An 18,617-nucleotide genomic window follows, 5' to 3' on the forward strand; every position below is an offset into this window, starting at 1 on the left:
TCGGTTGCTTATAAACTCAGTGTGTTTAAGCACTTTATTTCATAAAGGCCGCTAAATAATGAGGTCCACCCGCTTTTGGTCCAGTGCCTGATAAGCCCTGACCACCAAATGGCTGAACACCTACAACGGCACCAATTTGATCTCGGTTAATATAAAGGTTACCGACACGTGCAATCTCAGCAATGCGTTGGCAGGTCGTTTCATTGCGGCTATGAACCCCCATGGTGAGGCCAAAACCTGAGTGATTGATTTCTTCAATCATATTCTCTAACTCGCTGGCTTGGTAACGTACCAGATGCAAAATAGGACCAAATTGCTCATCACCTAGCTGATTAATGCTGCTTAACTCAAACGCGGTTGGTGCAATAAAAGTACCTTGATCACATGCTTCAGGCAGCTTTGTTTGACCAATCAACTTAGCTTCCTTTTTCATGGTCTCAATGTGTGCTGCAAGCTTGTTTTGAGCTGTTTCATCAATCACAGGGCCAAGGTCTGTACTGTGGAACTGAGGGTCTGCAACCACTAGCTCTTGCATCGCACCTTGTAGCATGGTGATAACACGGTCAGCGATATCTGCTTGGACAAAGAGTACACGCAGTGCGGAACAACGTTGACCCGCTGATGCAAAGGCAGAATTAACGGCATCTCTCACTACTTGCTCTGGCAAAGCAGTAGAGTCCACTATCATGGCGTTCTGTCCTCCTGTCTCAGCAATGAGAGGAACAGGGTCAACACCACGAGCAGCTAGGGCACGGTTAATACGTTGTGCTGTCCCTGTGGAACCGGTAAAGGCAAGGCCAGCAATGCGCTTATCAGAAGTAATGGCATTACCCACAGTTGCGCCATCACCTGGTAATAGGTGAATAACATCAGCAGGAATCCCTGCTTCTAGCAATAACTCAACCGCGCGCATTGCAATGAGGCAGGTTTGCTCAGCAGGCTTAGCAACAACCGTATTACCGACAACCAGTGCGGCAGTCACTTGACCAAGGAAGATAGCTAATGGGAAGTTCCAAGGGCTAATACAAGCAAATACCCCTCTGGCTTCAAATACTTGTTGTTGCTGGTTTCCTCTAAAGTCAGTATAAGGTTTTGCCTGGGCTAGATTATCTTGGCTGAAACAAGCGTAATAACGACAGAAATCCACCGCCTCTCTTACTTCATCAATGCTGTCTTGTATGGTTTTACCTGCTTCCTTGTGGCAAATCGCAACAAGTTCAGCCAGATTTTGCTCTAACAAATCCGCCATCTTTAATAAGCAAGCCGCACGCTCGGACATGGGTTTAGCTGACCAACTTGGGAAAGCGTCTTGTGCTTTGCTAATAGCTAGGCTTACTTGATCAGCTTGTGCCCAGTTTAGCTCACCCACTACCTGGCTTTGTTTATATGGGCTACGTACTAGGTGTTGTATGTCTGTTGCTAGCTTTTCACCAGAAACTAATGGGCCCGCTTGCCAAGTGTTCTGCATATAGCTTTGTACTTCTTTTTCAAACGGGTGCCATTGAGAGCTGATGTCGATATTTGGGCTAAAAGAGTTTTGACGCTCTTCGAACATATCAATAGGTAGCTTGATATAAGGGTTAGCCAATGTTTTACGGCTTAACAGGGTTTCAACTGGATGGTGTGTTAGTTCTTCAATTGGACATTTAGCATCCACCAGCCTGTGTACGAAAGAACTGTTAGCGCCATTTTCAAGCAAACGACGAACAAGGTAAGGCAGTAGGTCTTTATGGCTACCAACAGGCGCATAAATACGAACATTTACTGCTTGGTCTTTGATGACACGATTATAAAGTGCATCACCCATGCCATGTAGGCGTTGGAATTCGAACTCAGCGGTGCTTGCGCCTGTATTACCTGCAATCGCATTAATCGCTGCAATTGTATGAGCATTATGTGTTGCAAATTGAGGGAAAATCCACTGTCTTGCATGCTGGCTTAATAGGTAATGAGCGCAGGCAAGGTAAGACGTATCGGTTGATTCTTTACGTGTATAAACCGGGTAGCCATCAAAACCTTTTTGCTGACAAAGTTTGATCTCGGCATCCCAGTAAGCGCCTTTTACTAAACGTACAGGGATCTGATCACCTTGCTCTGCCGCAATGGCCGTTAACCAAGTTAGTACAGGAAGTGCGCGCTTAGAGTAAGCCTGAATGACCAAACCAAATAAGCCCCATCCTTTACAAACAGGGTCTTGGTAAAGTTTGGCAAAGAGTGTCAAAGACATTTCTAGGCGATCAGCTTCCTCGGCATCGATAGTAATGCCGACATTCTTCTCTCTGGCTTTGATAATAAGGTTTTTTACGCTTTCAAATAGCTCTGTCATTACCCGAGCTTCTTGCGCTACTTCGTATCTTGGGTGAAGGGCAGATAACTTGATTGAGATAGTTGGGTTTGCAGCACTAGCTTGGTAAGTATCTTTTGCCACGCTATCAATTGCACGCATGTAAGCATCAAGGTACTTATCAGCATCCTGTTGCGTCAGAGCTGCTTCACCTAGCATATCAAATGAATAGCTATAGCCTTTATCGCGATAGCTCTTACCGCGAGATAGGGCTTCTTTAATAGAACGGCCTAAAACAAACTGGTGCCCCATGATCTTCATTGCTTGATACATGGCTTTACGAATAACAGGCTCAGATAAACGGTTAACCAGACGGTTCATTAAGTTTGCTGGTGTGCCATCATCTTTTTCACTCATGCCAACCACTTTACCCGTTAGCATCAAACCCCAAGTTGAGGCATTCACGAAGAAAGAATCAGAATTTTTTAAGTGGCTATTCCAGTCCGCTGCGCTAAGTCTATCGCGAATGAAAGCATCAGCCGTTTCACCATCAGGCACGCGCATCAAGGCTTCTGCCAGACACATTAGCAATATGCCTTCTTTGGTATCTAGGCTGTATTCTAGTAATAAAGAGTCAATCATGCTGCTGGCTTCATCATCAGCACGTACCGCTTGAATAAGCGCTGTCGCATTATCCGTTGTGGTTTGTAGTGTTTCTTTAGAAGGCTTTGCAAGAGGCAGTAACTGAGTTAACCAACTCGCTTCATCTACATTGTATAAGGGAGAGATAAGTTCCCATAACTGGGCAGGTTTTTGCTTGATGAAAGAAGAATCAAGCACATCAATTGCGTTAAACATAAGTAAGCTCCATACCCAATAGGGGAGATAGAATACAGCCTCTCGCTGTTTTGATTTTAGAACAATATCTAATAATCAAACGGTATCAGCGAGGTGCTAATATGACATTTTGTTTACTTTATGATGACTTTTGATTTCAGTCTTACTGAATGCTCGCCTAATTTTACAAAAAACTCTGGGCGAAACTAGGGAACCTGCGGATAAGTCCTCCCGCCTCTGCGTGTGGATAAAAGCAACTAAATTTATGGCGAGGAGCGCAACTTAATAGTTATTCTATTGATAAGATCCTCAACTTAAAGGTAGTGCTTTTAGACCACGCCCTTTGGGTCTTTGAAGAATACCTAAACGGCATTTCAGAAAAAAGTATCACCCTGTGTTGTCACTTCTCGAAAGGTACCTACATTACGTCAAAGTAACGCCTTGTGTGATAATCTTTCTGATAAGACTGAGAAGAGGTGACTTAATCGCAGGTTCCCTAGGGTTTTTAAGTGAGGTACAGCTTTTGAAAGCGAACTGGGCTTATGCCTAGTTCTTGAGAGAAGAGTGTGGTCATTGCACTTTGGCTAGAAAAGCCACAAAGGCCGGCTGCTTGAGAGGCTGAGTAGCCATTAGCTAATAAATACTGAGCGTGCTTGAGGCGCTTTTGTTGTACATATTGATGGGGTGTTAAGCCCATTTTTTCTTTAAATCTTTGGTGGAACTGACTCACACTTAAAAAGCAAAATTGTGCTAATTCTTGCATCTGAATCCGACGAGATAGATTGTTATCAATATATTGATCTAGTTTATCGATATCTAAGCGACGACCCGCTGTCGTCGGGGTGACTATGTCTGTTTCAGTCAGTTGATGACGTATGGCGCTAAGCAAGGTGTTTCCACAGGCTCTGGCGAGAAGCTTATCGTCAGGGTGCTGCTCTAATTCACTGCTTAAGCTGGTGGCTAATAATTTTAATCTGGCATTAAGCTGAAAAAAACTGGCTTGATCAAACATGCGTGAGACCAGTTCGTATTCTTCTTGGGTAATGGCTTGTTGAGGAGGGATGGGTAAGTTCACCACCATAATGCGGTTCTCGCCTAAGCCTGCAAAAGCGTGACCTTCACTAGATGGTACGACGCAACCGCCACCAGGGGCTAGCTGTTGGCCTTGTCCCTGAATGTCAAAATCCGTGTCGCCATCAAGCACTATGACCAACTGATGGTATTCATGGTCATGGGTATGTGCCTGAATGGGCAAAGATAGTACATCAGAGGGCGTTAACACATTTCTCTCCGCCATTTAGTATAGATAAAATCAGTTTATACAATGGCGGCTAGAATAGGTAAAGTATTGTTGTATTTTGTTTCGACAAAAGCTTTTCTGAAAGACTAGAAAGCGTCCAATCTAGAGACTTCTTCTAAATAAGAAACCTTATAAGGTTCAACAAGATAGCCGTTAAATTTTTCAAGTTCAGGGCTTTCTGAAATCATGCGAACATACTCTTTATGATCCTCGACAGAATCCCAAGTTTCTATCTCAAAAACCTTGTTTGCTCTATCTGGAGTAGTGAAGAGGGTAACGTTTTTTGCACCAGCTTGTATCATGCTGCTTTGGTGAAATTGTAATAGGTCGATAAATTCATTAACTAAAGATGGCTTAACTTTAAAGCTTACAACAACTGTTACACTCATATAAGGCTCCTTTAAAGTGCATTAATAAGTTAGGCTAGCAAATAAGTTTGGTTTGAAATAGCGTATTAGTAAAGTTTCTATTTCATATAGTGAGCCTAGTTTTATATTAAAAATAAGGCCATTAATACAAGATATTAAAGGCCTTATTGTCGAATCTCATCTCGATAATCGAGAGTCTAATTCGCTATCGTGACAACTAGATTACCGAGTGCTCCCGCCCTTAATACATCCTCATGCGCTTGACCAAGTTCATCAAGTGAGTAGGTTTTGCGAACAACAGGGGTAAGCAAGCCAGAACTTAGTAAAGGGAATAGAGACTTACCAATTTGCTTAAGTGCTGGTGTTTTTACATTAGCAAGGGCAACACCAACAACAGCTGCATCGCGTGCCATCAGATCTCGAGGGTTAATTTCGACCGTACCTCTATTACCGATAACCGCAACACAACCACCGTGTGCTAAGGCTTTTAAGTCTTGGTCCAAATTTTGATCGGCAAGCATTTCGATAACGATATCAAAACCATTTTCTAGGTTTTGAAAAGGTGCTAAGTGATCGGCTTCTTTATGATTAATGACAAGGTGTGCACCTTGTGCCTTAAGAAGCTCTTCTCCAGCATCAGAGCCTGCACTGGCAACGACTTCTAAACCTGCCGCTAACGCTAGTTGCACGGCAGCAATACCCACAGCGCCCGTACCACCATGAATCAATACCTTTTGGCCTGCTTGTGCATGCGCTCGACCAAATAAAGCCCTATGGGCTGTGGTGTAAGGTACGCCCAAGCAAGCGCCTTGTTCAAAGCTAATGTTATCAGGTAGCGGAAACGCTTTTTCAGCTAAGCAAGACGCAAACTCAGCAGAAGAGCCTGATAAACAGCGGCTAAAGTAGATGCGATCGCCGACTTTAAACTCAGTCACATCATCAGCTACTTCAACCACAGTACCTGCACCATCGTTCCCTGGTGTATGAGGGAAGCTGGCTTGGTAGTTATTGGTGCCAGAGCGAATATAAGTATCCACTGGGTTAATGCCAGCTGCGCCTATTTGTACTAATAACTGACCTGCTTTTATGACTGGCTTTGGTGCTTCTACCACAGCTAAGTCGGATGCTGGGCCATAATCTTGTATTTGAACCGCTTTCATAAAATGTCCTCTTATATGCTTGGCTTAATCACCGTAAATGATACTCGGCAACCAAGTGGCTAATTCTGGGTAAATGGCTAATAGCACCAGCATGGCAACTTGAATCAGGATAAAAGGGATAACCCCTTTATAGATAGATTGCGTTTTCAGCTCTGGCGGTGCGACACCACGTAAATAAAATAGTGCAAATCCAAATGGGGGGGTTAGGAAAGATGTCTGCAAGTTAATGGCCATCATGATACCTAACCAAACTGGGTCTAAACCCATTGCCAATAAAACCGGAGCAACAATAGGCACGACAACAAAGGTAATTTCAATAAAGTCTAAGATGAAGCCTAGTAGGAACATAACCAACATCACAATTAGCATGGCACTAAAGACGCCGCCTGGTAACTGGCTAAAGAAGTTATGAATGAGCTCTTCACCCCCAAACCCTCTAAATACTAAGGAGAATAGGGAGGCTCCGATTAGGATTAAAAAGACCATTGAGGTAACACGAGTCGTGGAGTAAACTACTTCTTTTAAAGTGGTTAAGTTCAAACGGCCACTGGCGAGTGCTAAGATGGCAGCACCAAAAGCACCTACACCCGCCGCTTCAGTTGGGGTTGCGATGCCAGATAAGATAGAGCCAAGCACAGCCAGTATTAAGGTAAGAGGTGGTACCAGACCTTTAATAAGTAGCAGAGCAACAGGTTCTGTTGAGCCGGCTAATAATTCATCCTTAGGCACTGCAGGGGCTTTGTGAGGCTGTAACCAAGCAACCATGGCAACATAGACAATGTAGGCCACAACCAATAACAGGCCAGGAATCAAAGCACCGACAAATAAATCACCAACCGAGACGGTCTTAGGAGAGAAGATGCCCATTTCCAATTGTGCTTTCTGAAAGGCATTGGACATTACATCGCCTAACAAGACTAAAGCAATCGAAGGAGGGATAATTTGACCTAATGTGCCTGTCGCACAAATCGTACCTGCTGCTAGGGAGGGATCATAACCACGGCGCAACATGGTCGGTAATGAGATCATACCCATGGTGACGACAGTGGCCCCTACTATCCCAGTACTTGCTGCTAATAACATGCCGACCAGAATGACAGAAATACCTAAACCACCGCGCAAGGTACCAAACAGCATGGCCATACTGTCTAATAGTTTCTCGGCAAGCTTAGATTTTTCTAACAAGACGCCCATTAGGACAAATAAAGGCACAGCAATCAGGGTTTCATTACGAATAATGCCAAATAAACGGTTGGGCAGTGCTTCTAGAAAAACGGGGTCGAATGTCCCCATCATGCTGCCAAGGCCTGCAAAGATTAAGGCGGTGCCTGCTAATGAGAAAGCAACAGGGTAACCAAAGAGTAAGAAGATACAAACAGCCCCAAACAGCCAAAGTGGAATTAGCTCAGTCATTTTGAGGTCCTTGTGTTGATTTTAACGATAGTTGACCTGTGATGATGCCGATGCTTTTAAAGATATCAGCAAGACCTTGAATAATAAGAGTGATCATCATTAAGGGGATCAAGGTTTTCAATAAGTAGATGAAAGGCAGCCCACCTGGCTCTTGTGAGGTTTCCATCACTCTCCAAGATGCAGCGACATAATCAAAACTTAAGTAACTGGTATAAAGTGTGACGGGCAAAAGGAAGAAGATGCCGCCCACTAGGTTTACCCAAGCTTTTTTCTTTTCACTAAAGCCTCGATAGAAAACATCTACACGTACATGTTCATCTGACTTAAAGGTATAGGCAGCACCTAACATGAAAACTAATGCATGTAGGTAAAGTACAGATTCTTGTAATGCGATAGAACCAGCGTTAAAGCCATAACGCATGACGACAATAAGGCAGGTCAGCGCCATCATTCCTAAGGTAAGCCAGGCAACACACTTACCGATCGCAGAAGAAAGCGACTCAGCGAGGTCGATTATTATTTTTAGCATGATCAAAGTCCACAGACTGTTATGTATTGATTTAAGACGTATTTTCGCCTTTTGAAGACCCAGTTTAGGGGATTTCAAAAGCCAAATACACAGTAACAGTGAATTAGATCAAGGATTTATATTAATCCTCTAAAGGCGGTCATATTGGAAATATGACAAAGGAGTGCAAATAAGACGCTAATGTGACAACTAGAATGGGTCTACAATTCTAGAAAAGGTTAAAAAGATAGAAAAAATCAAAAAAAATTATAATCTTAAGTTTTTGATTTTTTTATCTATTTTTTAATTTGTATAAACAAATGAAGCCTAAATGAAAGTTGATAAATGTCTTTAACATTTTTGTCACAATTCATCGCTATAGTAACAAACATCAAACAAGATATGGGAATCACCCCATGAATTTGGATGTAACCACTGAGGCTATTGTAATGATGAAAAATTTAGTTGCCGGTCTAGCTCTTACTGCTGCCGCAAGTTTATCTGTAAGTGCTGTTGCTGCTGTTGATCCAATGCTGCCTTCATACAATAAGGCAAGCGGTGTATCTGGCAACATTTCAAGTGTTGGTTCGGACACACTAGCAAACCTAATGACACTTTGGGCAGAAGATTTTAAACGTTTATACCCAAATGTTAACATTCAAATTCAGGCTGCAGGTTCTTCTACTGCGCCACCAGCATTAACAGAAGGTACTTCAAACTTCGGCCCAATGAGCCGTACTATGAAGGACAAAGAAGTTGCTGCTTTCGAAAAGAAATTTGGCTATAAGCCAACAGCTGTTCCAGTAGCAATCGACGCACTAGCTGTTTTCGTACATAAAGATAACCCAATTAAAGGTCTTTCTTTACCACAAATCGATGCGATCTTCTCTTCTACACGTAAGGGTGGACACAGCGAAAACATCTCTAACTGGGGTGCTACAGGCTTAACAGGCGCTTGGGCTAACCGTGATGTACAACTATTCGGTCGTAACTCAGTATCTGGTACTTATGGTTACTTCAAGAGTAAAGCGCTTTTCAAAGGTGATTACAAAAACAGTGTAAACGAGCAGCCTGGTTCTGCTTCAGTTGTACAGTCTGTATCAACCTCTTTGAACGGTATCGGTTACTCAGGTATCGGTTATAAAACATCTTCAGTTCGCGCTATCCCTCTAGCGAAGAAAGAAGGTGGCAAGTTCATAGATGCAACACCAGCAAATGCTGCAACAGGTGCTTACCCGCTATCACGTTTCCTATACGTTTACGTGAACAAAGCACCTAACAAGCCTCTTGATCCACTACAACGTGAATTCGTTAAAATGGTATTGTCTCAACTAGGACAAGAAGTTGTAGTAAAAGATGGTTATGTACCACTACCTAGCAAGGTTGTGAACAAGTACTTGAGCGACCTAGGTATTCAATAATATTTGAACGGTACAGCGCAAGTTACTAAGCAGGAAAGATTAGTCTTTCCTGCTTTTCTTATTCCTGCTGCTGTCACAAATTTGCAACAAATTACAAGATGATTTCTGATGAGTAAAACAACAGACAGTCAAGCACCAGACTTGGATTTTAATAGCCCAGCCCTGATTCGTCACAGAAAAGTAAGACGTTTCAAGGACAAGGCTGCAACGGCAGGTATCGCACTAGGTGGTAGCAGCGTCATTTTAGCTGTGCTACTTATTTGTTTTTACCTTTTGTATGAAGTATTGCCTTTATTTGCAGGCGCTGAGATAGAACAAAAAGCAGCCTATAGCCTACCGCTTGAAGAGAGTGGCGCTAGTCACTACTTGACCCTCGAAGAACAAAACGAAGTGGCAATGCGTGTGGCACAAAATGGCAGTATCATCTTTTTTGATAGCCAAAACGGTGAGCTAATTAAGCATGTAGAAAGTACGGTTTCTGCAGATATGACTGCCTTTGCAATGGAAGATGATACCAGCCGTATTATGGCCCTAGCTTATGAGAACGGTGAGCTAGTTATAGCGCAACATAATTACAAAATCAGTTATCCAGATAATAAGCGTAAAATCACGCCTGTGGTTGAGTATCCATTCGGTAAACAAGCCATTAAGGTGGCGGACTTTCCTATTAAGCAGGTTGCCATTCGTAACGGTGAAGCCGCTCTTAGCTTAGTTGTGATGGGAGAAAGTCAAAGCCGTATAGTGAAGCTTGAGAAAGAAGTTAACTTTATCACCGAAGAAGTAGAAATCACGCAAAGCGAGGCTTCACTGCCATTTGTTGATGATGCTAAGGCGCTTTTGATCAGTGGTGATCAGAGATACCTTTACATTGCCACCAAAACGGGTGCTATGACTGAGCTTGATTTACGCAACCTAAATGACATCAAAATTAAAGCGCAACATCAGTTAACGAAAGAAGGCGCTGAACTGAGCTCCATGAGCTACTTGTTAGGTCAATCATCTATTATGGTGGCTGATGATACTGGTCGTGTGAGTCAATGGTTTAATGTACGTGATGAGCAAAATGTTGAAAACATTACTTTTATTCGTGATGTTTCGCAGCCAGTTGGCATTATCGATGTGGCGATGGAACAACGCCGTAAAGGCTTTGCTACGCTCGATAATCGTGGTGTGGTTGTTATTTATAACGCAACCTCTTCTCGTCAGGTTATCAATGAAAAGTTAAGTGATGACAATGCCAGTAATATTGCATTTTCACCAAGAGCAAACGGCCTGATCTTAGAAGATGATAAAGGTATACGCTTCTTTGACATTGATAATGAACACCCTGAAGTATCATGGGGATCAATTTGGTCTGAGATTTGGTATGAAGGCTATCAAGAGCCAACTTACACTTGGCAATCATCTGCGGCAAACAATGACTTTGAGCCTAAATACAGCTTGATGCCTTTGGCTTTTGGTACCTTAAAAGCAGCCTTTTATGCCATGGTCATGGCGGTTCCTTTAGCCATTTGTGGTGCTATCTATACAGCTTACTTCATGGCGCCTGCGTTACGTCGTAAAGTAAAACCTGTGATCGAGCTGATGGAAGCCTTACCTACGGTTATTTTAGGTTTCTTAGCGGGTCTTTTCTTCGCGCCTTTCCTTGAAGAAAACCTTGCAGCAGCCTTTAGTATTTTGCTTGTTCTTCCTTTAGGTATTTTACTTTTTGCCTTTGTTTGGTCTCGTTTACCGAATCAAATTCGATGGTTATTGCCTGATGGTTGGCAGCCATTGATTTTGATTCCAGTGGTTATTTTCTTAGGTTGGGCATGTGTTGCTATGAGTCCTGTCATTGAGTTGAACTTCTTTGCAGGTGATATGCGAGGCTGGATTACCAACGATCTAGGGATTACGTTTGACCAAAGGAATGCTTTAGTTGTTGGTTTCGCTATGGGTTTTGCCGTTATCCCGACGATTTTCTCGATTACGGAAGATGCCATCTTTAGCGTGCCAAAAGCGTTGACTCAAGGTTCGCTTGCGCTAGGTGCTACCTACTGGCAGACCATGGTGCGTGTTGTCTTACCAACAGCGAGTCCAGGTATCTTCTCTGCCATCATGATAGGTATGGGTCGTGCCGTTGGTGAAACCATGATAGTTCTGATGGCGACAGGTAATACACCAATAATGGACTTCAACATCTTTGAAGGTATGCGTACTTTGGCAGCCAACTTGGCGGTGGAAGTACCTGAATCTGAAGTTGACAGTTCCCATTATCGTATTCTGTTCTTAGCTGCATTTGTGCTTTTCTTGTTTACCTTTGTGGTGAATACGATAGCCGAAACAGTGCGCCAACATTTACGTAAAAAATACGGTTCTCTGTAACTTAGGTGAACAAGAGTATGACAAGTATAAAAGAGAAAAAAATGCAAAAAGCATCCGTTTCAAATTGGTTTAAGTCTGGTGATCCATGGGTTTGGCTGAATGCTGGCGCAGTCGCGATCTCTGTCATCATGGTTATCGGCTTATTACTGTTAATTGCGGTACGTGGTCTGGGGCATTTCTGGCCTGCAGACATAGTTGAAGCTAAGTATGAAATACCTGGCTCACCTGCTTATAACTTGGTCGCAGAACGGGTTGAAAGTGTTGAAGTACCTGCAGTACAAGTAAGAGAAGCGGGTATTAATATCGGTGATGATAAAGAACTAGTATCACGTACCCTGATGAAAACAGGTAACCGCGATTTTTATGGTTCTGACTTTCGTTGGGTATTAGATGACTTCTTAACTGAGGTAGAAAAGCCTGAAATGCTTTTTGCTGCTGAAAGACATGAATGGGGTAACCTTTATGGTTATCTTAAAGCAGTAAAAGAAGATGGCACTGTGATTGCTGAAACACAAGATAAGCAAGTGACTGACAGTGCTTTAGCAACGTGGGAAAGTTTTCAGCAGAGCATCGAAAGAGCGTTAGTCATCCATGATGACATCTATCAAATTGAAAAGCATGATATCGGTGCGATTAACCATGGTTTAGAGCGCCTACGTTTAAAGCAGCGTTCATTAGAGCTAAATGATGAGTTAACACCAGCGATTTTAGCTGACCTAGATGCTGATAGAGCGGTATTTGATCAAGAGTACAAGGTACTGCAGGATCGTTTGATTACGCTTTATGGTGAAATTAATCGTGATACTTTCGTGGTGGAAGCCATGGACGGGACGATCAGCGAATTACAGGTTGCTAAAGTTGTACGTGCTTTTAGACCAAATGCGATGAATGTGTTTGAGAAAATGGGCTTCTATGGCGCTAAATTGTGGGAGTTCTTATCTGATGACCCACGTGAAGCCAATACTGAAGGGGGGGTATTCCCTGCTATTTTCGGTACCATTATGATGGTATTGCTGATGACTATCTTGGTAACCCCTTTTGGTGTGGTCGCTGCGGTTTATCTAAGAGAGTATGCAAGCCAAGGTTGGTTGACGCGTATTATTCGTATCGCGGTAAATAACCTAGCAGGTGTTCCTTCTATCGTATACGGTGTATTCGGTTTAGGCTTTTTCATCTACTTTATGGGTTCTTCGATTGACCAAGCTTTCTTCCCAGAAGCTTTGCCTTCACCAACATTTGGTACTGGCGGCTTGATGTGGGCGTCAATCACCTTAGCACTACTCACTGTACCTGTGGTAATTGTTGCGACTGAAGAAGGTCTATCACGTATTCCAAGAAACGTACGTGAAGGTAGCTTAGCTTTGGGCGCGACTAAAGCAGAAACCCTATGGCGTGTTGTTCTACCTATGGCAAGTCCAGCGATTATGACTGGTGTCATTCTGGCAGTTGCACGTGCCGCAGGTGAGGTTGCACCACTGATGCTGGTGGGTGTTGTGAAATTGGCTCCATCATTACCGCTAGATGGTAACTACCCATTTATTCACCTAGATCAAAAATTCATGCACCTTGGTTTCCATATCTATGATGTGGGTTTCCAAAGTCCTAATGTTGAAGCGGCAAGACCACTTGTCTATGCCACAGCCCTATTGTTAGTGATAGTAATTGCCTTATTAAACTTAGCGGCCGTTACCATTCGAAATCACTTACGTGAAAAATATAAATCGCTGGAAATGTAGATAGCAGAGAAGAGACGATTATGAGCGAAATGAAAGCACACTCAATTGATATTTCGGCGATGCAGCGTAGCCAACAGACTTTGCGTATCGAAAATGAAACTCCTTGTTTAACTGTGAACAACCTAGAACTTTTCTACGGTGAGAAGCAGGCGTTGAATGGGATTGATATGATCATCCCTGAAAAGAAGGTAACCGCGTTTATCGGGCCATCTGGTTGTGGTAAATCAACCTTATTACGTTGTTTTAACCGTATGAATGATCTAGTAGATACTTGCCGTATTACCGGTGAGATCAATCTACATGATACCAATATTTATGCGAAAGGGACTGAGGTAGCAGAGCTACGTCGTCGTGTGGGCATGGTGTTCCAAAAGCCTAACCCTTTCCCAAAAAGCATCTATGAAAACGTGGCTTATGGCCTTCGTATTCAAGGCATTAATAAAAAGCGTATTATTGATGAAACCGTAGAATGGGCTTTGCGCTCAGCGGCACTTTGGGACGAAGTAAAAGACAGATTACACGAAAGTGCGTTAGGTATGTCTGGTGGTCAACAGCAACGTTTGGTTATTGCTCGTACCGTAGCCGTAAAACCTGAGGTGCTTTTGTTGGATGAACCTGCGTCTGCTTTGGACCCTATTTCAACTTTGAAAATTGAAGAGTTGATCCATGAGCTGAAAGAAGAGTTCACCATTGCCATTGTTACTCACAATATGCAACAGGCTGCCCGTGTTTCTGACTATACTGCCTTTATGTATATGGGTGACCTGATTGAGTTTGGCGATACTAACACCTTGTTTACTAACCCAAGTAAGCAGCAAACTGAAGACTATATTACTGGTCGTTACGGCTAGCTCTGTCGATAAGGAAGAAGATCATGAAAGAACTAATGACACACCATATATCGCAGCAGTTTAATACTGAACTTGAAGATTTACGCCAACATTATTTGACAATGGGTGGCGTGGTTGAAAAGCAGGTAAGTGATGCGATTGAAGCTTTACTAAACAGTAACTCTGATTTGGCTGAAGCCGTTCAAGAGCAGGACGCAACAGTTAATAAGCTAGATGAGCTTATTGATGAGGAATGCACACGAATCTTGGCTAAACGCCAGCCAGCAGCATCTGACCTTCGTATGATTTTGTCTATCTCTAAAGCCGTCAGTGAGCTGGAGCGAATGGGCGATGAAGCGAAAAAAATTGGTAAGTTAACCCAGTCTTTAATTGAAGAGGGTGAGTCACCAAGAGGTTATGTTGAAATTAACCGTATTGGTACCATGGTATCTCGCATGATACATGATGCGCTTGATGCGACTGCTCGTTTAGACATTGATCTTGCGATAAAAGTGGCAAAACAAGATCGCGTAGTTGATATGGAATACAAGACAGCACTTCGTTCTTTAGCGACCTATATGATGGAAGACCCTCGAAGCATCACACGTGTTTTGAATGTGATTTGGGTACTTCGTTCATTAGAGCGTATTGGTGATTATGCACGTCACCTATGTCAGCATTTGATCTATATGGTTAAAGGTGTGGACGTTCGTCACGTACCTGCACAAGAAATACAGCAAGAAATTGAATAAACTTCATTTGCTTAGAAGAAGGCCTCTTTAAGAGGCCTTTTTTTGGCTCTAAAGAAACTTAATCAGTGACTTGGGTTGAGTTTTGATTATTATGAGCTGTTATTGATTAGCAATAATCGTCACTAAAAATACACCTTAAAATGAGAAAGGGTTGAAGTGCTGTATGTTTACCTTAGAAACAGATAAATCTCTTAGCAAAATTGAATTTTATGAGTCTTTGAATTTGCAATTAACAGGCTTGTTAATGGATGAAGAGGACTTAATTTGTAACCTTTCACAGTTTGCCGCTTTTCTGATGCAAAGCTTAGAGGAGATTAACTGGGCGGGGGTGTATTTCGCACGAGGTGAGGAGCTAGTGTTAGGCCCTTATGTGGGTAAAGTTGCTTGCACTCGTATTCCCTTTGGTCGAGGCGTATGTGGTACTGCTGCTAGCACTCAAACGGTTCAACGCATTGAGGATGTGAATGCCTTTGCTGGGCATATTGCTTGTGATAGTGCTTCAGAATCAGAAATAGTGATTCCTATTTTAGTCGCTGATAAATTAATTGGCGTATTAGATATAGACAGCCCTATTAAGGGGCGCTTCGATGCCGATGATCAAGCAGGTATCGAAGCTTTATTAAGCTCATTAATTCAAGCCACTCGCTTTGATTGGCGCTTGTAGATGCGGCTAAGATAGCCCCATTAACGCCAATTCATTAAGGCTGGTTTCAAGTAATAATGAGAGTTTATCAAGCGCTTCTTGATTGCTATTAATTGTATTATCTTGTGGATTGATACAATCATCTTCTAGCTTTTTTGCTAACTCTGATAAGGCTTTAAAGCCTATATTGGCAGCTGATGACTTAAGTGAATGAGCTCTTAGCCTTAGCTCTTGAGTGTGAGCTGCCTCATGCCAATTAACCTGTAAAAATGAAATATTAGCTTGGGCATCTGGAATAAAGGCTTCGAGTACTTCTTTCACCATAGGTAGCCCTAATTGGCTAATTAACAAGCTGATTGCACTTTTATCAACTAATTCATCCATTGTTCTCTTTATCCCCCCTTGTTGTAAGCTCGTTTCAATTTAGCTGTAAGTTTGGCTAGAAATAAACTCCTGATGCTCAAGCTCATTGATTGAGTGGCCCATATTTAGATGTAATAAAGGGCCTTTATATAAGGTGCTAGCGATCGATTTAGTGCGTTCGTGACTAATATTATAGTCTGCTAATACTTGGCATCCATTATGAATTAGCTTTTGCAAATTCATATAAGTTAAATCATCAAACATATGATCATCACCAATATACACATAATGAATTTTTTGCTCAGGTATTTGGTTTAGCATATTTGTATGAAGTGGTGTATTAAGCCCTAGCGCATTTGCTTGCATTGCCATTAAGTGGGCAACAGAATCATTGGCCTCTAGAATAATCATGTTTTTGTTAGACAGAGATTTAACCAGTCCAGAAACAGATTTTCCTTCTTTTATTGGCAGGATTTGATGGTGGAATATGGGGAATTCTAAAATAAACTCGCTACCGCCTGATTCTGGGCTATGACAGCTTAGCTCCCCATGCATTAGATGGGCGAGAGCTCGGCAAAGGTAAAGCCCCAGGCAGTATTTATTTTCTGGAAAGCTAGGGACTTGGCTATCGAGAGGGGCTTGGAGCATCTCTAAAATACTGTCTGAAATGCCTATCCCTGTATCTTTAATCACAATTTGGATCATGCTAGCAGGCACTTCTGGATAGAGCGTAGGGCGCCATGTGGAAGCCTTAGATTGAGAGAAGCGTACGACAAGACTGATGTGACCTGACGGAGTGAATTTAAATGAGTTGTCGATCAGATTGAAAATGATTTGATGTAATCGACTATTATCGTAAATTGCTTGATCAGGCAGGTTTAAGTCAATATAGCTTAATACCCTTACATCTTTCGGATTAGAGCGCTTAGCGGCTATTTTAATGCTCTTCTCAAGCTCTAGCGCTAGATTAAAAGGTGCGTAATCTAGCACAAGGTTATTAGACGCTATGTCGGATAGATCTGAGAAGTCTTTGATTAAATTAAGTAATAGGTTTCCTGAATCTTCAATACTATCCAAAATTTGACTCTGTTCACTGTTGAGTCCTTTGGTTCGTAATAACTTGCTCATGTTAATGACCCTATCGAGCGGCGTATTTACTTCATGGCTCATTGTTTCTAAAAATAGGGTTTTATCTTGTGCAATGTTTTTAATTTGGTGCTCGGCATTCTCCGCTTTCAAAACGGCTTTTCGGGTAGCCCTGATATTTGATAAGAGTACTAAAAAGAGTGTAATGGCATTGATGATGAAAAAAATCATCATGTATCTAAAAAGCTGGAATTCTTCAAGAATTCCTTCCCTTTGTTCTACCGCATAAGCTCTGGCACTTTGATTGACCAAGTTAACAAACTTTGTAATTTGAGGTTCTAGTCTATTTAGCTTTTCAATGAGGTCTTCTAGATTTGAGAAGTCGTTATTTTCGATTTGAATGATAATAGGCTGTATTAGCTCTAGTTCAGCACTAATAAAGTTTAAAATTCGAATACTACGACCATCACCATAATAGTGAATACGATTACCGACATTACCCACTTTCAATAAATCGAGACGACTCATTAAAAGGTCATAATAGAAAATAACATCACCAGTTAAAGGTGAGTTGTTGTGGTTAATTTTTTTCAGATAATTAGCGAATCGATAACTTTGTACTTGGAATTGTAGGCTAGACCAGATGCTACTTTCGTAGGTGGTTCTGACATGTTTGGTACTGTTGGAATTAGCAAGGAAGTATAGAGCAACCGAGGCAATTAGTGTGCAAGCAAAAGTGATTAATAAGAAAGAGGTAAGACGTTTCATTATTAAGGTTTTTACGTCTTTCTTCAATCCTTTCACTTGCCGCTCCTTTGGGTTAACGCCTTGTTATTGGTTAACCACTATTTGATTCACTTGCCAGATTGCTCTGCCGTAATAAGATTCGTTTTTAAGTTTTGGGTTATCGTCAAAAGGGTACACAATCATGATAGGCCCTTTATTACGTACTGTCATAGGGACACCATCCATATGAGTCGCAAAAATAGCCCCAATCTCAGTAAAATCTTTAATTGGAATATCAATCATATAATCGTTAAGCGCAATAACACTTAAGTTTTCACCTTCAACACCGAGTAACTCAAAAAAGTCTTCTGCTTTAAACCCTGTATAGGTATGTTTACCTTCATTAAAAGGCGTATGAGTACTCACAGAGTCTCTTGGCAATTTATCTAACATGTAACGATCAAATATTGCATCACTATCTTTATTCGTATTACTGATTAAACCGCTAACCGTTAACAATGTGCGAGTAGTGGGTAATTCTAATGAATAGGATAGAGAAGAGAAAATTAAGCAAATGGATAATATGCCAAATTTTAAGCTTTGCATGACGTGTCCCTTCTAAAGGTTGGTTAACAATTTGCTAATAATATTAGTCTAAAACTATGGGGGATTGCAGTAACTAATCAGCATAAAGTGACATAAATTTCAGAATTTTCAGAAAGATTTACAATAAACCAATACTTTGAGAGATAAAAGAGCAAGAAACATGCTTTCTTTGTAAATTTATTTTATATATCAATTAGATGAATGCTGTATCTTTTTACTT

15 protein-coding genes are annotated in these 18,617 nt (G+C 41.8%); 6 read left to right on the plus strand and 9 right to left on the minus strand.

Translation table 11 applies throughout. The features are described from left to right. Positions 1-34: 34 nt before the first annotated feature. The 6 genes from putA to MED121_RS14340 form a co-directional block, all read right to left on the minus strand. Positions 35-3,142 (minus strand): bifunctional proline dehydrogenase/L-glutamate gamma-semialdehyde dehydrogenase PutA, encoded by a 3,108-nt coding sequence (putA, locus tag MED121_RS14315; protein ID WP_009834436.1) that lies wholly within the window; start codon positions 3,140-3,142, stop codon positions 35-37. A gap of 484 nt (positions 3,143-3,626) precedes the next feature. Then, positions 3,627-4,403 carry an AraC family transcriptional regulator gene (locus tag MED121_RS14320; protein ID WP_242603209.1) on the minus strand — a complete coding sequence of 259 codons (777 nt, stop codon included), beginning with the start codon at positions 4,401-4,403 and terminating at the stop codon, positions 3,627-3,629. Positions 4,404-4,507: 104 nt separating this feature from the next. Further along, the gene (locus MED121_RS14325) at positions 4,508-4,810 is read right to left on the minus strand and encodes an antibiotic biosynthesis monooxygenase (protein ID WP_009834438.1); all 303 of its coding nucleotides are present in this window, start codon (positions 4,808-4,810) and stop codon (positions 4,508-4,510) included. Positions 4,811-4,986: 176 nt separating this feature from the next. Continuing rightward, positions 4,987-5,949: an NADPH:quinone reductase gene (locus MED121_RS14330; RefSeq protein WP_009834439.1), complete on the minus strand. Its 963-nt coding sequence runs from the start codon at positions 5,947-5,949 to the stop codon at positions 4,987-4,989. A 24-nt stretch (positions 5,950-5,973) separates the two neighbouring features. Then, positions 5,974-7,362 carry a TRAP transporter large permease subunit gene (locus MED121_RS14335; protein WP_009834440.1) on the minus strand — a complete coding sequence of 463 codons (1,389 nt, stop codon included), beginning with the start codon at positions 7,360-7,362 and terminating at the stop codon, positions 5,974-5,976. Further along, positions 7,355-7,891 carry a TRAP transporter small permease subunit gene (locus MED121_RS14340; protein WP_009834441.1) on the minus strand — a complete coding sequence of 179 codons (537 nt, stop codon included), beginning with the start codon at positions 7,889-7,891 and terminating at the stop codon, positions 7,355-7,357. Before MED121_RS14340 ends, MED121_RS14335 begins: the two co-directional genes overlap by 8 nt. A 431-nt stretch (positions 7,892-8,322) precedes the next feature. Here MED121_RS14340 and MED121_RS14345 point away from each other — a divergent pair, with 431 nt between their 5' ends. The 6 genes from MED121_RS14345 to MED121_RS14370 all read left to right on the plus strand — a co-directional run bounded on the left by MED121_RS14345 (position 8,323) and on the right by MED121_RS14370 (position 15,637). Beyond that, entirely contained in the window at positions 8,323-9,291 is a 969-nt protein-coding gene (locus MED121_RS14345; RefSeq protein ID WP_050764602.1) for a phosphate ABC transporter substrate-binding protein PstS family protein, read from the plus strand. Between the two features lie 108 nt (positions 9,292-9,399). Beyond that, positions 9,400-11,655 carry an ABC transporter permease subunit gene (locus MED121_RS14350; protein WP_009834443.1) on the plus strand — a complete coding sequence of 752 codons (2,256 nt, stop codon included), beginning with the start codon at positions 9,400-9,402 and terminating at the stop codon, positions 11,653-11,655. Positions 11,656-11,672: 17 nt separating this feature from the next. Further along, the gene (gene pstA, locus MED121_RS14355; RefSeq protein ID WP_009834444.1) at positions 11,673-13,391 is read left to right on the plus strand and encodes a phosphate ABC transporter permease PstA; all 1,719 of its coding nucleotides are present in this window, start codon (positions 11,673-11,675) and stop codon (positions 13,389-13,391) included. Positions 13,392-13,411: 20 nt separating this feature from the next. Continuing rightward, positions 13,412-14,242 carry a phosphate ABC transporter ATP-binding protein PstB gene (pstB, locus tag MED121_RS14360; protein WP_009834445.1) on the plus strand — a complete coding sequence of 277 codons (831 nt, stop codon included), beginning with the start codon at positions 13,412-13,414 and terminating at the stop codon, positions 14,240-14,242. A gap of 23 nt (positions 14,243-14,265) precedes the next feature. Further along, positions 14,266-14,973, plus strand: coding sequence for a phosphate signaling complex protein PhoU (gene phoU / locus MED121_RS14365; protein WP_009834446.1), 708 nt, complete (start codon positions 14,266-14,268; stop codon positions 14,971-14,973). Positions 14,974-15,136: 163 nt separating this feature from the next. Beyond that, a complete protein-coding gene (locus tag MED121_RS14370) occupies positions 15,137-15,637 on the plus strand; it encodes a GAF domain-containing protein (RefSeq protein WP_009834447.1) in 501 nt (166 codons plus the stop codon). Between the two features lie 6 nt (positions 15,638-15,643). Here the strand turns inward: MED121_RS14370 and MED121_RS14375 are convergent, their stop codons facing one another. From MED121_RS14375 to MED121_RS14385, 3 genes are read right to left on the minus strand one after another with little or no spacing between them, the layout of a single operon-like run. Then, positions 15,644-16,000, minus strand: coding sequence for an Hpt domain-containing protein (locus tag MED121_RS14375; protein ID WP_009834448.1), 357 nt, complete (start codon positions 15,998-16,000; stop codon positions 15,644-15,646). A 39-nt stretch (positions 16,001-16,039) separates the two neighbouring features. Further along, positions 16,040-17,869, minus strand: coding sequence for a HAMP domain-containing sensor histidine kinase (locus MED121_RS14380; protein WP_036180537.1), 1,830 nt, complete (start codon positions 17,867-17,869; stop codon positions 16,040-16,042). Between the two features lie 27 nt (positions 17,870-17,896). Continuing rightward, a complete protein-coding gene (locus tag MED121_RS14385; RefSeq protein ID WP_009834450.1) occupies positions 17,897-18,397 on the minus strand; it encodes a hypothetical protein in 501 nt (166 codons plus the stop codon). Between the last annotated feature and the right edge of the window lie 220 nt (positions 18,398-18,617).

Origin of the sequence: Marinomonas sp. MED121, from assembly GCF_000153025.1 — a bacterium.
In the GTDB taxonomy this organism is placed as follows: Bacteria; Pseudomonadota; Gammaproteobacteria; order Pseudomonadales; family Marinomonadaceae; genus Marinomonas.